Below are 12812 nucleotides of genomic sequence, written 5' to 3' on the forward strand. Positions count from 1 at the left end.
CGCCCGGAACCGGCAGACCCCGCCCGCTACTGGTTCTGCTCCGGGAAGGGCCGGCGCCGCTCCGCCGGCTCCGTCGGCTCCGCCGCGAGGCGGCGCTCCAGCCGGGCGATGGCGGCCCGTACGCCGTTCCCGTACCCGTCGTCGGCCAGGGCTCCGGTGGCCGCGCGGGCCCGCGCCAGGTGGATCCGGGCCGCCTCGGGACGCCGTAGCTTCACGTAGTCGGCGGCCAGGCTCAGGTGCAGCGAGGGGTAGAAGACCCGTACGGCCGCCGGCGGGCCGGGGCCGTCGGCCTCGGTGTGCGCGGCGGTCAGGGCGCGCAGGTCCCAGGCCAGCTCCTCGGCGGGGTCGTCCTGCGCGTCGGCCAGGTAGTGCGCGAGCGTGCAGCGGTGCAGGGAGTCGCCCTCCGTGCCGATCTCGGACCAGATCTCGCCGAGCCGGTTGCGGGCCTCCTCGCGGTCGCCTGCGTGCAGCAGGATGACCGCTTGGCCGATCCTGGTCATGACGGCGTCCTCGGACGCCTCCTGCTGCTCCGTCAACGCGGCCTCCGGCTTGTTCCCGTCAGACCTGCTCCGGTCCGATCATCAAGACGCTAGCCGGAGGCACCTGCAATGCCGCCTAGGCGCGGTCGGCCATCAGCCCAGGTCCGGGATCCGCCAGTCGATCGGCGCATGGCCCTGGGCGGCGACGGCCTCGTTGATCTGGGTGAAGGGCCGGGAGCCGAAGAACTTCTTGGCCGACAGCGGGGAGGGGTGGGCGCCCTTGACGACGATGTGCCGCTCCTCGTCGATCAGCGGGAGCTTCTTCTGCGCGTACGCCCCCCAGAGCACGAAGACGGCCGGGTCGGGGCGCTCGGCCACCGCGCGGATCACCGCGTCGGTGAACTTCTCCCAGCCCTTGCCCTTGTGCGAGTTGGGCTCGGCCTCGCGGACGGTGAGCACCGCGTTGAGCAGCAGGACGCCCTGTTCGGCCCACGGCATCAGGTAGCCGTTGTCCGGAATGGGGGTGCCCAGCTCGGCCTGCATCTCCTTGTAGATGTTGCGCAGCGAGGGCGGGGTCTTCACGCCGGGCTGCACGGAGAAGCACAGCCCGTGGCCCTGGCCCGCTCCGTGGTAGGGGTCCTGGCCGAGGACCAGCACCTTCACCTGGTCGAACGCGGTCGCCTCCAGGGCCGCGAAGACCTGCTCGCGGGGCGGGTAGACCGGCCCGTTCGCCCGCTCCTTCTCGACGAACTCGGTGAGCTCTTTGAAGTAGGGCTGCTCCAGCTCCCCGCCGAGAACGGGGAGCCAGGATTCGGGCAGCATCTGGGGCACGGCGACAACCTCCGGTATGAGCGCTCGCGCAACTGCTTCGCGCGACTGCTCCAGAACTTACCGGTGGCCACTGACAGCGCGACGCCCGCCCGCCCCGCCCGGGTGGGCGGTGCGGACGGGCGGGGCGGCGTACGGGCCTGCTACCAGCTGGTCTTGCGGTACAGCTCCCACACCTGCATGACGGTCTGCGGGTCGAGCGCCCGCTCGGCGCCGGCGATGTCCTCGCGGGCGGCGACGTACAGCTTGCCCTGCCACAGGGGCAGCAGCCGGACGTCGTCGGCGAAGATCTGCTGGGCCTTCTCGAATTCGTGGACGCCGGCCGACCGGTCGCTCTCGCGGCGGGACTTGGGCAGGAGGACGTCCACGATCTCCTTCGACTCGTACGGGGTGCCGACCGCGTTCTCCTTGCCGACGAACGGCGCGATGAAGTTGTCGGGGTCCGGGAAGTCGGGGAACCAGCCGCGGCCGAAGATCGGGTACTCGCCCTTCTTGTAGCCCTCCTGGAAGGTCTTCCAGGGCTGCCCGCGCAGGGTGATCTTGAAGAGCCCGCTCTCGTCGAGCTGGCGCTTGAGCTCGGTGAACTCGTCCGCCGTGGAGGCGCCGTAGCGGTCGGTGGTGTACCAGAAGGTCAGGGGCACCGGCGTCGGGATCCCGGCCTCTTTGAGGGCCTTCTTGGCCTTGGCCACGTCCGGCTGGCCGTAGGAGTCGTAGAACGGCGTCCGGTGGCCGACGACGCCCTTGGGGACCATCGAGTAGAGCGGCTCGGCGGTGCCCTGGTAGACCTTCGAGACGAGCGCCCCGCGGTCGACGATCTGCGCGATGGCCCGGCGCACCTCGGCCTTCGCGACCTGCGGGTCCGAGGGGTTGAAGACCAGGTAGCGGATCTCCGAGCCGACGTTCTCGACGACCTGGACGCCCGCGTCGTGCGACGCCGGGGACTGGAGGTCCTTGACCTCGTCGGCGGAGAGGCCGCGGTAGGTCGCGTCGATCTCCTTGCCCTTGAGGGCGGCGATCATCTTCTTGGAGTCCGCGAAGTAGCGGATGGTGACCCCGCCGTTGCGGCGGTTGGCGAAGCCGTTGTAGGTCTCGTTGCGGTTCAGGACCGCCTCGCCGGCCTCCTTGTACGACTCCAGGGTGTAAGGGCCGGAGCCCGTGACCTTGTCGCCCTGGCGCAGCTTGTCGGCCGGGTACTGCTTCGGCGAGACGAGCGAGGCGGCCGGGGAGCCGAGCACGAAGGGGAAGGTGGCGTCCGGGGTGTTCAGGTGGAAGACCACCGTCTGCGCGTCCGGGGTCTCGATCTTGTCGAGGCTGCCGAAGAGGGCCTTGGGGCCGGACGGGGCGTCGATGGTCTTGATCCGGTCCAGCGAGTGCTTGACGGCCTTGGCGTCGAGCGGCTCGCCGTCGGAGAACTTCAGGCCCTTGCGCACCGTGCAGCGGTACGACTCGTTCCCGGCGTCGGTGAACTCGCAGCTCGAGGCGGCGTCCGGCTGGGGCTTGGTGGCACCCGTGGGGAACGCCAGCAGCGTCTGGTAGACGTTCCGGTAGAGCTCCCATGAGCCGTCCCAGGCCGCCGCCGGATCGAGGGTCGTGGGTGCGCTCGTCGTTCCGACGACAATCCGCTGGTCTCCATTGCCGCCGTCGTCCGAGAACAGGCCGCATCCGGAGAGCAGGGATATGGACGCAAGGGCCGCAGTGATCTGCAGGCATCTGGTCCGGTTGAACACGTGCACGCTCCTCGATCAGCCAGGGGTGCGGCAGACCCTACCGCAGAGCATCACGAAACCAATGGGTAGGTTTCGTGAGGCACTTGACCGATTACATGCCTATTCGGTACGCATTTGCCTCCCCTTCGGAGGCAAATGCGTCCGATTATCGGTCAATGCACCCCGGCATTGAGGAACATTCCCCCGTCGACGACGAGAGTTTGTCCTGTGATCCATTCCGCTTGTGCAGATGTAAGAAAGGCCGCGGCCCCTCCGATGTCCTCCGGGACCCCGAGCCGGCCGAGCGGATAGGCCGCCGCCGCCTCCTGCTCGCGCCCCTCGTAGAGGGCCTGCGCGAACCTGGTCTTCACCACCGCCGGCGCGATGGCGTTGACCCGGACCCCCGGCGCCATCTCGTGGGCGAGCTGAAGGGTCAGGTTGACCATGGCCGCCTTGCTCATCCCGTACGCCCCGATGAAGGGCGAGGCGGAGACCCCGGCGATGGAGGCGATGTTGACGATCGCACCGCCGTTCTCCTTCTGCCAGGCGTGCCAGGTCCGCTGGGCGAAGCCGAGCGCCGAGATCACGTTGGTCTCGAAGACCTTGCGGGCGACCCCGAGGTCCAGGTCCGCGATCGGCCCGAAGACGGGGTTGGTGCCCGCGTTGTTGATCAGGAAGTCGACGCGGCCGAAGGCCTCCATCGTGCGTTCCACCGCGACGGCCTGATGGGCCTCGTCGTGCGCCTTGCCCGCGACCGCGATCACCCGGTCCGCACCGAGCCGCTCGACGGCCTCCTTGAGGGCCTCCTCGTTGCGGCCGGTGATGCAGAGCCGGTCGCCGCGCGCCACCAGGGCCTCGGCGATGCCGTAGCCGATGCCCCGGCTCGCCCCGGTGATCAGCGCGACCTTGCCGCTGTCCGTTCCGTCGTACGTCATGACGTGCACCCTGCCTTTCGTCAGCTGAGCGGGCCGCCGGCCACGTACATGACCTGGCCGGAGACGAAGCCGGCGGCCTCGCCGGTGAAGAAGGCGATGGCGTTCGCCACGTCGTCCGGGCGCCCGACGCGCTGCACCGGGATCTGGGTGGCCGCCGCGGTCTGGAAGTCCTCGAAGTCCATGCCGACACGGGCGGCCGTGTGGGCGGTCATCTCGGTGACGATGAACCCGGGAGCGACGGCGTTCGCGGTGATGCCGAACTTGCCGAGCTCGATGGCCAGGGTCTTGGTGAAGCCCTGCAGACCGGCCTTGGCCGCCGAGTAGTTGGCCTGGCCGCGGTTGCCGAGGGCGGAGCTGCTGGAGAGGCTCACGATCCGGCCGAACTTGGCTGCCACCATGTGCTTCTGACAGGCCTTCGACATCAGGAACGCACCGCGCAGGTGAACGTTCATGACGGTGTCCCAGTCGGTGTCGCTCATCTTGAACAGCAGGTTGTCCCGCAGCACACCCGCATTGTTGACCAGGATGGTCGGGGCACCGAGCAGGCTCGCCACCCGTTCGACGGCGGCCTCCACCTGCGCGCTGTCGGACACGTCGCAGCCGATCGCGACGGCCGTGCCGCCGGCCGCCGTGATGGTCTCCACGGTGTCCTTGCAGGCCGCCTCGTCCAGGTCGAGTACGGCGACCGCCCGGCCTTCGGCGGCCAGGCGTACGGCGGTGGCCGCGCCGATGCCCCGGGCCGCCCCGGTCACGATCGCGACGCGCTGCTCGGTGGTGGACATGCTGGATCTCCTCGCACTGGGAAAGCGGCCCTCAGAGGTGAGCAACCGCTTAGTAGCTTCAGCTGAGGAGACGCTAGGAGCCCTGGCACCCGGTGTCAACGCCACCGCGTTCCAGGGCTCCCGACGCGATGGCCGTCAGTGCCTCACCGGACCAGGAGGTCCAGCAGCCGCTCCACCTCCGCGGCGGGGTCGGCCGTCAGGCCCGTATGCACCGGACCCGGCTGCACCACCGTGCTGCGCGGCGCGATCAGCCACCGGAAGCGCCGCCCCGCGTCGTCACCCGCGGCCTGCCCCGCGGACTCACCGCCGGCGCACACGCCCTCGACGCCGCGCAGGGCGGCCCGCACTCCGGCCACGTCGGCCCCCGGGTCCAGTGCGAGGAGCTTGGCCTCGTCGAGGTGGGTGCGGGCACGGACGTAGGAATGCGCCCGGCAGTAGACGATCACGCCGGCGTTGAAACACTCGCCGCGCTCCATCCGGGGCACCACGCGCACCAGCGCGTACTCGAACACGTCCCGCTTGATCACTCGCTGTCGCTCTTCATCTTCCGGGGACGGGGGTCGAGGCGGTCGGCGAGCCAGCCGGGCGGACCCGACCGGACCTTCGCCTCGGCCTCCATCGTGATCCTCTCGTGGATCGTGGCCGCACGCGGCAGCAGGGCCTCCACATAGGCGCGGCGCAGCGCGTCGGTGGAGTCGAAGCCCGGCTCGTCGACCAGCCATTCGTCGGGCACGTCGGCCGCGACCTCGGTCAGCAGTTCCTCGGTGACCAGCGGAGCGAGCGCGGCCGCCGCCGCGGCGATGTCCGGGCCGGCCGGGGCCAGCACGTGGTCGGAGGCGTTGTACGGCTTGGCGGCGGCGCTCCCGGCGGTGGGCCAGTTGTGGTGCCAGATCATGGTGGCGCCGTGGTCGATGAGCCAGAGGTCCCCGTGCCAGACCAGCATGTTCGGATTGCGCCAGGACCGGTCGACGTTGTTGATCAGCGCGTCGAACCAGACCACGCGCCCCGCCTCCACGGGGTCCACCTGGTACGCGAGCGGGTCGAAGCCGATCGAGCCGGGGAGGTAGTCCATCCCCAGGTTCAGCCCGCCGCTGGCCTTCAGCAGCTCCTGGACCTCTTGGTCGGGTTCGCCGAGCCCGATGACCGGGTCGAGCTGCATCTGCACCAGCCGGGGAACGCGCAGTCCCAGCCGCTGGGCCAGCCGGCCGCAGATGACCTCGGCCACCAGGGTCTTGCGGCCCTGGCCGGCTCCGGTGAACTTCATGACGTACGTACCGAGGTCGTCGGCTTCGACGATTCCGGGGAGCGAGCCGCCCTCCCGCAAGGGCGTGACGTAACGGGTCGCGATCACTTCTGTGAGCATTTCCCCAGGCTAACCGGCGATCACGGCGCGGGGTCCGGCCGCTCCTCCGGCGGCTCGGGGCGGAGCCGCCTTCCGCGTCCTGGTCAGCCGTCCAGCCAGATGGGGTTGGTGAAGGCGGCGGGTGCGCCGGGCAGGGGTGGCGCCTGCGCCGGGTGCCGGACCTCCGCGCGGACGTAAGCGGCCCGCGCCGGCGTCGTGCGCCACTCCAGGGAGCTCGCCCCCGGCGCCGTGAGGACCAGCCCCTGGTCCGTGACCAACCGCAGGTCGCAGCCCTCCGCACCGGTCACCGACAGCCGTACGAGGACCTCCGCGGCCGGGTCGCCGGCCCGCAGCCGCTCCCCGATGCCCGCATGGGCCCCGCGGGGGCTGACGGCGCTGAAGTCGAGGGAGACGGCGGAGGATTCCGCGGCGTAGGCGCGGCCGGCGCGCAGGCCCGCCAGGATCGCCGTGCGGGACAGGTCGTCGGCCAGGACCACGGTCTGGGGCCCGCCGATGCGGTCCGGATCGCGGTGGTAGTCGCTGTGCGCCAGGGCCGGGAGCCAGCGGTCGCCGTGGGCTCCGCGTAGGGTGGCGTCCCAGGAGGCCAGGGAGACCTCGTCGTCGGGGGTCCAGGCGCCGTTCCACACTTCCACGGCGTCGGCCTCGCCGAAGCCGAACTTCCAGGCGCAGCCGATGCAGGTGGCGTGGGGGTGGGCGGGTACGACGAGTCCGCCCGCCCGCCGGACGGCGCGGGCGAAGCGCTCGAAGCGGCCGTCCCGGGAACGGTAGCGCCAGTCGACGAAGGTGCCCGGGGCGGTGCCTATGGCGAGGACATGGCCCGTGCGGGTGGTGACCTCCTCCCCGGTGAGGACGAGCAGGCCCTGCTCGGCGGCGCCCGTCCAGGCGGTGTGGGAGCTGTGCGTGTTGTGTTCGGAGGTGTTGACGAAGTCCAGGCCCGCGGCACGCGCGAGGCCGGCCATCTCCGCCGGGGTCCGCCGCCCGTCGGAGTGCACGGAGTGCACGTGGCAGTCCCCGCGGTACCAGGCTCGGCCTCGGCCGGGGATCCGCTCGGGCGGGTAGGCCGCGGGAGCGGGGGCCGCCGGTTCGCCGTACGTCAGCACGGCGGTGATCTCGTACGACAGGCCCTGGGGGGCCACGGTGTAGGGGCCGAGCGCGATGTGCCAGCGGCCGGGCTCCAGCGGGCCGGGCAGGTAGCCGGGGGTGGCCTCGTCGGCGCGGAGGAAGAACTCGCTGCGCGCGCCGCCGGACCAGCCGCGGAAACCACGGCCGCCGAGCGCGGTGCCGCGCTGGTCGAACAAGCCCATGTCGAGGGCGTTGCCCGGGGTGCCGGGCGGGGTGGGCGGCTTGTCGTAGCGGTAGGAGACGCGCAACTCGCGCATGCCCGGGGGGACATCCAGGGGAACGTACACGAAGTCCGGGGCGCCCGGCCCGATCGTGCCGCGCAGGATCGTGGTGGTGGTCGGCTCCGTTTCCGCGGCCGCGGCCGCGACGGAGGGGGTGGCGGCGACGGTGGCCGCCGCGGTTGCCTGTGCCAGCAGTGCTCGTCTACTGAGGGCCATGGGGCCGAGCGTCGCCGGAGAAGGTGAATCCGGCGTGAACACCGGCCCGTTGGCGTCCAGGCATCCGCACGTCCGTGCGCGCCGGACGGGCCGGACCTCCCCCGAGTACCTCCCGGCAGGGGGCGGGCGCCGCCGCGTTCGGCCCGGATCGGCCCGTCGGCACCGGAACGGTCCGGCCCGGTCCGCGAGGCCGGCCGGATCGCCTCCGCGCGCGGCCGGACGGGCCTCCCCCACGAGTCCGCCGGAGCCGCGGGCGCCGGAGCTTCGAGCACCGCTCGTGGCTGGTCACCTACCCGGACCCACCAACTCGACTCCCCCACAACGATCTTCAGCCGCACATGCGGACGCCAATCCCATGGATGGATCTCGCCCAGGGTCTTGCGCGACCCCCCGTTCCGTTTCTACTCTCCCGGCCAATGGTTAGGAACTTTTCCTAACCATTGGCCGGTTGCGAATCGGCCGCTCCCCCCACTCGCGCAGCACTCACCCGAGGACGCCCGATGTCACACGCACATCAGCAACCTTCCGCGCGGAGAGACAGCCGCCCTCCCCGCTGGCACCGCCCGCTCGCGGGCCTGGCCGCCCTCGCCTCCGCCGTGGCGGGGCTCACCGCCCTCAGCGCCCCGACCTCGACGGCCGCGACGGCCGCCGCAAGCACGCCCTCCAGCGCCTACGCGCACACCGTCAAGGCACGGGACGCCGCCGGCAACGCCTTCGCGGCGAGCAACACCGGCAGCCGCGCCGCCGCACCCGTCCTGGTCTCGCAGGGCAAGCCGGCGACGGCGTCCTCGGTGGAGGGGAGCGGCTTCGAGGCGGGCAAGGCCGTGGACGGCAACGCCACCTCACGCTGGGCCAGTGTGGAGGGCGTGGACCCGCAGTGGATCCGCGTCGACCTCGGAACGGCCCACACCATCAGCCGGGTGAAGCTCACCTGGGAGGCCGCGTACGCGAAGACCTACAAGATCCAGACCTCCGACGACGGCACGAACTGGACCGACATCCACTCCACCAGCACCGGCAACGGAGCGACCGACGACCTGACCCTCACCGGGACCGGCCGCTACGTCCGCGTCCACGGCACGGCCCGGGGCACCGCCTACGGCTACTCCCTCTTCGAGTTCGAGGTCTACGGCAACCCCGTCTCCGGCGGCTCCGACACCACCCCGCCGAGCGTCCCCGGCAGCCTGCGCTCGACGGCCACCACCGCGAACAGCGTCTCGCTCGCCTGGAACGCGGCCACCGACAACGTCGGCGTCACCGGCTACGAGGTCTACCGGGGCGGCACGCTCGTCGGAAGCGCCACCGGAACCTCGTACACGGACACCGGCCTGACGGCCTCCACCGCCTACGCGTACACCGTCAAGGCACGGGACGCCGCCGGCAACTCCTCCGCGGCGAGCAACACCCTCGGCGTCACCACCCTCCCCGCGAGCGGCTCGGGTCCCGGGGTCCCGTTCGGCAGCCACACCCGGCCCTACGCGGCCGGGACCCTGAAGCCGTCCGGCGCCCAGGGCACCCTCGACCAGAAGACCGTCGACTACTACAACGCCTGGAAGTCCGCGTTCGTCCGGCAGAACTGCGGCAACGGCTGGTACCAGGTCATCTCCCCCGACGCGGACCACCCGTACGTCGCCGAGGCCCAGGGGTACGGCATGGCGATCGCCGCGACGATGGCCGGCGCCGACCCGGACGCGAAGAAGATCTTCGACGGTCTGACCAAGTGGATGATCGACCACCCCTCGTCGGTCAACGCGAACCTGCTGGCCGCCGAGCAGGACACCGCCTGCCGGAGCGTCAACGGCGGTGACGGCGCGACGGACGGCGACATGGACGTGGCCTACGGGCTGCTGCTCGCCGACAAGCAGTGGGGCAGCGCGGGCACGTACAACTACAAGGCCCTCGCGATCAAGCACATCAACGCGATCAAGAAGGACGAGCTCAACCCCACCACCAACCTGCTGAAGCTCGGCGACTGGAGCAGCTCGGGCGACCAGTACTACTACATCTCCCGCACCTCGGACTGGATGGTGGACCACTTCCGGGCCTTCCGGGCGGCGACCGGCGACGCGGCCTGGGACACCGTCCGCACCGCGCACCAGAACCAGATCACCAACCTGCAGGCGTCCTACGCGCCGAACACCGGGCTCCTGCCCGACTTCGTCGTCACCACCAACACCACCCCCAAGCCCGCCCCGGGCCAGGTCCTGGAGGACCCGAACGACGGCGCCTACTGGTGGAACGCCTGCCGGACCCCGTGGCGGATCGCGGACGACGCGGTGACCAGCGGAGACCCCAAGTCCCTCGCCTCGGCGCGGAAGATCAACAGCTGGATCAAGGCCAAGACGGGCGGCGACCCGAACAAGATCGCCATCGGCTACAAGCTCGACGGCACGCAGATCTCGGCGGGCAGCGAGGCGGCGTACTTCGCTCCGTTCGCGCTGGCGGCCATGACGGACACGGGCAGCCAGGCCTGGCTGGACGCGCTGTGGAACAAGATGCTGACCACGCCCATCGACACCAGCAGCTACTTCTCGGCGAGCATCCAGCTCCAGGTCATGATCACGGCCTCCGGCAACCACTGGGTCCCGTAACCCGAGAAGGAGTCGTCATGCGCAGCAGGCCAAGAACGGGAAGACCTCGAAGAACCCGAGGAAGAGGAAGCGGAAGAGCAAGGGGAACAGTCCTGCTGCTGGCCGGCCTCCTGTCCGCCTCCCTCATCCCCCTTCCGCAGGCGCAGGCCGCCGACGGCCCGGTCTCGGCGGGCAGGCCCACGACGGCCTCGTCCGTGGAGACGAGCGCCTTCCCGGCCTCCCTCGCGGTGGACGGCGTCGCCGGCACCCGCTGGGCCAGCGCGGAGGGCGTGGACCCGCAGTGGATCCGCGTCGACCTCGGAGCGGCCCACACCATCAGCCGGGTGAAGCTCACCTGGGAGGCCGCGTACGCGAAGACGTACAAGATCCAGACCTCCGACGACGGCACGAACTGGACCGACATCCACTCCACCAGCACCGGCGACGGCGCGACCGACGACCTCACGGTCAGCGGGACCGGCCGCCACGTCCGGATGTACGGGACCGCGCGAGGCACCGCGTACGGCTACTCCCTCTGGGAGTTCGAGGTGTACGGCTCCCCCGTCTCCGGCGGCTCCGACACCACCCCGCCGAGCGTCCCGGGCGGTCTGCGGACCACGGGGACCACCTCGGGCAGCGTCTCGCTGGCCTGGAACGCGGCCACCGACAACGTCGGCGTCACCGGCTACGACGTCTTCCGGGGCGGCACGTTCGTCGGCTCGGTGAGCGGGACCTCGTACACCGACTCCGGGCTGACCGCCTCCACCACGTATGGCTACACGGTCAAGGCGCACGACGCGGCCGGGAACGCCTCCGCCGCGAGCGGCGCGGTGAGCGCCACCACCCAGGCGGGCCAGGGCGGCCCGGTCGTGGACGTGTCCACCGCCGCCCAGTTGCAGAGCGCGCTGGCGGCGGCGCAGCCCGGGCAGACGATCCGGCTGGCGGCCGGGGAGTACCGGGGCGCCTTCGTGACCCAGCGGGCGGGTACGGCAGCGGCGCCCATCACGCTCAGCGGGCCGGCGGGCGCGGTGCTGGTGAACGACGGCCCCTCCGGCACCGCCCCGTCCTGTCCGGCGCCCGGCGGCGGCTGGGACCCGGGGTACGGGCTGTGGCTGTACGACGCCCCGTACTGGAACCTGACCGGGTTCACCGTCAGGGACTCCAAGAAGGGGGTCGTCCTCGACAACTCCCACCACGTCACCCTCGACGGGCTGTCGGTCCACCACGTGGAGGACGAGGCGGTGCACTTCCGGCGCTCGTCCGCCGACGGCGTGATCCGCAACTCCACCCTCACGCACACCGGCCTGGTCCAGCCCGGCTACGGCGAGGCCGTCTACATCGGCTCGGCCGGCTCCAACTGGGGCTGCCACGGCAACCAGGGCGGGGTGGACCGCTCGGACCGGGTCCAGGTGCTGAACAACCGGATCGGGCCGAACGTGGCCGCCGAGCACATCGACATCAAGGAGGGCACCACGGGCGGGGTGATCCGCGGCAACACCTTCGACGGGACCGGGATCTCGGGGGAGAACTCCGCGGACTCCTGGGTCGACGCCAAGGGCATCGGGTACCTCATCGAGAACAATACGGGCACCTTCGCCGCTCCCGGCACCTTCGCCAACGGCTACGAGACCCACAACCCGTCGACGACCCCTTCGTTCGCCAACGGCTGTGGCAACGTCTGGCGCGGCAACACCTCGGACCTCGGGGGTGTCGGCGCCTACGCCATCAAGATCACCTCGGTCTCCAAGTGCATCGCCGACCCGAACGTCGTCCGTGCCGGCAATACCGTCACCCGCGCGGTCACGGGGCTGACGAACGTTCCCGTCACTCCCTGACCGGACCGCCCTGAACGCCCCGACCGGCCCGGCCCCTTGGGCCGGGCCGGTCGGGGCCCGCCGGCGTCACCTGATGCCGTGGCGCCGGAGCGTCGCGGGGACCACGTGGACGCGCGCTTCTTCGGCGGCTGCCTCCCCCGTCCGAACCGGACCGCCGGCCGCCCCGGTGGCGCGCGGCCCGGCCGGCCGGGCTCACCTACGCCGCTGGGCGGACCGGTGGCCGTCGCGGTCGTAGCGGGCGAACGGGCTCTCGCGCCGGGCGACGTCGGCGGCGCCGCACCACAGGGCGCCGACCCCGGCGGCCACGAAGAGGGCCGCGAACACCAGCAGCAGCAGCCCGACCAGGCCGGTGGGGCAGGGCATCGCCCGACCCGGTCCCCAGCTCGCGAGCACCCGTCCGACGAGCGGGATGTTCGCCCGGTCCCCCTGCCACCACAGACCGGACGGGCACCCGGCGAGGAACGCCGCGCTCGACAGCCACGCCCCCGCCCGCACGACCCGGTCCTGCCGCGCCCGCCTGTCCGCCGCCGCACGCACGATCGCCGTGGCGGCGGCCACCACGTCGCCCGCCTCGTCTTCCATGAAGATGCCGCTCCTCTTCGCCGGTGATGCCCGCCGGGCGGGCAAGGGACCGCAGGGGCCCGGTGGGGCGGGTTGTCGGGGTCGATGATCGGTCACGGGACTCAACTCGGAAGACAGCCGCGCTTGATGGATCGCCGTCAGGGTTTCGTAAGGCGCTCAGGCCCCCGTTCAGG

General features: G+C 71.5%; 11 protein-coding genes. 2 read left to right on the top strand and 9 right to left on the bottom strand.

From position 1 onward, the window contains the following. Positions 1-26: 26 nt before the first annotated feature. The 8 genes from ACFYYB_RS23275 to ACFYYB_RS23310 form a co-directional block, all read right to left on the bottom strand. A complete protein-coding gene (locus ACFYYB_RS23275; RefSeq protein WP_327307869.1) occupies positions 27-536 on the bottom strand; it encodes a hypothetical protein in 510 nt (169 codons plus the stop codon). A gap of 96 nt (positions 537-632) precedes the next feature. Next, positions 633-1301 (bottom strand): uracil-DNA glycosylase, encoded by a 669-nt coding sequence (locus tag ACFYYB_RS23280; RefSeq protein WP_389437247.1) that lies wholly within the window; start codon positions 1299-1301, stop codon positions 633-635. A gap of 149 nt (positions 1302-1450) precedes the next feature. Then, positions 1451-3034, bottom strand: coding sequence for an ABC transporter substrate-binding protein (locus ACFYYB_RS23285; protein WP_389437168.1), 1584 nt, complete (start codon positions 3032-3034; stop codon positions 1451-1453). Positions 3035-3186: 152 nt separating this feature from the next. Continuing rightward, the gene (locus ACFYYB_RS23290) at positions 3187-3948 is read right to left on the bottom strand and encodes an SDR family oxidoreductase (RefSeq protein ID WP_389437169.1); all 762 of its coding nucleotides are present in this window, start codon (positions 3946-3948) and stop codon (positions 3187-3189) included. 20 nt (positions 3949-3968) lie between these two features. Then, positions 3969-4730 carry a 3-oxoacyl-ACP reductase FabG gene (gene fabG, locus ACFYYB_RS23295; RefSeq protein WP_389437170.1) on the bottom strand — a complete coding sequence of 254 codons (762 nt, stop codon included), beginning with the start codon at positions 4728-4730 and terminating at the stop codon, positions 3969-3971. 143 nt (positions 4731-4873) lie between these two features. Next, positions 4874-5257 (bottom strand): DUF3037 domain-containing protein, encoded by a 384-nt coding sequence (locus ACFYYB_RS23300; protein WP_389437171.1) that lies wholly within the window; start codon positions 5255-5257, stop codon positions 4874-4876. Further along, on the bottom strand, positions 5254-6093 hold the full coding sequence (locus ACFYYB_RS23305; protein WP_389437172.1) for a HipA family kinase: 840 nt from the start codon (positions 6091-6093) through the stop codon (positions 5254-5256). Before ACFYYB_RS23305 ends, ACFYYB_RS23300 begins: the two co-directional genes overlap by 4 nt. 83 nt (positions 6094-6176) lie before the next feature. Next, a complete protein-coding gene (locus tag ACFYYB_RS23310; protein WP_389437173.1) occupies positions 6177-7652 on the bottom strand; it encodes a CehA/McbA family metallohydrolase in 1476 nt (491 codons plus the stop codon). A 500-nt stretch (positions 7653-8152) separates the two neighbouring features. On the opposite strand from ACFYYB_RS23310, the gene ACFYYB_RS23315 reads away from it, so the two are divergent. Continuing rightward, positions 8153-10243 (top strand): glycosyl hydrolase family 8, encoded by a 2091-nt coding sequence (locus ACFYYB_RS23315; RefSeq protein WP_389437174.1) that lies wholly within the window; start codon positions 8153-8155, stop codon positions 10241-10243. 194 nt (positions 10244-10437) lie between these two features. Further along, entirely contained in the window at positions 10438-12057 is a 1620-nt protein-coding gene (locus tag ACFYYB_RS23320; RefSeq protein WP_389437175.1) for a discoidin domain-containing protein, read from the top strand. A gap of 192 nt (positions 12058-12249) precedes the next feature. Here ACFYYB_RS23320 and ACFYYB_RS23325 read toward each other — a convergent pair whose 3' ends face one another. Continuing rightward, positions 12250-12639, bottom strand: coding sequence for a hypothetical protein (locus ACFYYB_RS23325; protein WP_389437176.1), 390 nt, complete (start codon positions 12637-12639; stop codon positions 12250-12252). Positions 12640-12812 lie beyond the last annotated feature (173 nt).

The sequence above is a fragment of the Streptomyces sp. NPDC002886 genome, assembly GCF_042888445.1.
Classification (GTDB): Bacteria; Actinomycetota; Actinomycetes; order Streptomycetales; family Streptomycetaceae; genus Streptomyces.